The sequence below is a fragment of the Succinivibrio faecicola genome, from assembly GCF_019448115.1.
In the GTDB taxonomy this organism is placed as follows: domain Bacteria; phylum Pseudomonadota; class Gammaproteobacteria; order Enterobacterales; family Succinivibrionaceae; genus Succinivibrio; species Succinivibrio faecicola.
In genome coordinates this window covers 1-1356 of the sequence record NZ_JAGFNY010000082.1, presented here as the reverse complement: position 1 = coordinate 1356, position 1356 = coordinate 1, and the positions used below count along the sequence as shown (strand labels likewise).

Below are 1356 nucleotides of genomic sequence, written 5' to 3'. Positions count from 1 at the left end.
TTTTAAAACTACCTCAGAGCCTTTTAGTAAAGGTTATTTCTCAAGACGTATTGCCAGTGAAGTAAAAGATTTAACCGCCCATGATAACTTTTACTTAGCTCAAGACTTCAAATATGGAGAGACCATTCAAATTGACTTTACAGGTGATACCTACGACCTAATGACTTATAACGGTCAGATCAAGTGTTGGATCATGGTTATAACCTGGCCTGCTAGCTACTATACCTATGCTGAGTTCGTAACAGGTCAAACTACAACTGAAAGCTGTAGAGTGATAAGTAACGCTATCAGATATTGGGGCAACAGAATACCTTTAGTTGCAGTTACCGACAATGCAAAAGCCTTTGTTATCACGCATAAAGGTTCACATGTTGAATTAAATGCAGCCTTTGCAGACTTTATGTCAAGACTCAGTATCTGCGTTGATGCAGCCCCTGTAAGAAAACCTCAGGTAAAGTCATGCTGTGAGTATGAGGTTATGCAGGTTCAAAATTTGTGTAAACGAAATGAGCTTGTTAGATCTTTTAGTAAGAAAGCCACTATTGATGAGCATAGTAAGTTCTTACAAGAGAATGTTGAGAAAATTATCAATGAAGGCCCTTTCAGAAAAAGCCTTGAAAAAACACGAGGTTTCCTTTTTAGAACCTATGAGTTACCAGCTGCAAGGTGTGCATCAGAAATACCACCATATGCTCAGGAGTACACCAGTGTGGTTGTACCTCGTTCTTATTTAATTACAGTGAAAGAGCACGAGTATTCAGTACCATACACCTACATCAAGGAGAGTGTGGACGTCTTTATCAACAACGACACCATTGTAGTTAAGTATAAAGGTAAAGAGATAGCAAGACACCTGCGTGATGATAAGCCCGGTAGAACCTGTGATCCTGCCCATATGCCACCAAAGCATAAATCTATTGCACTGAATAATGAACTGATGGGCTCACAGGAAAAAATCATAAAGATGGCAAGCGAGTTTTCTCCTGAGTTGTTGCGATTCTGTAATGCAAAGTTCATGGTAACCGAAAGTGAACATGCCAATAAGGCTAATGCCATTAAGACCTGCCAAGGTGTGATTTCATTTTATGTTAAGAATTCAAACAAGGACTTAGTAAACCTAAGCCTTCTCGAGATGCTGAAATGCCCACCTAAAATGTGGAACACGCCATGTCTGAAAACCATTTTTCTGAACAAGTGCAATGAGTATTTTGAAAATCAAAAAAAGCCACAACAGGCTCCTGCACAGATTGTCAGAGCTACAAGTGCGCAAGCTCACCTTAGAGACTATAAAGGTGCAGATGCCATCAATGGCAGTTTCAGTTCAAATTCAAGCTTTAGTACAACATTCTCAACTCA

The 1356-nt window shown here is 39.5% G+C and carries 1 protein-coding gene; it reads left to right on the top strand.

The features are described 5' to 3' along the window. A partial coding sequence (locus J5V48_RS09700; protein WP_219938438.1) for a Mu transposase domain-containing protein occupies positions 1–1356 on the top strand: 1356 nt, incomplete at both ends.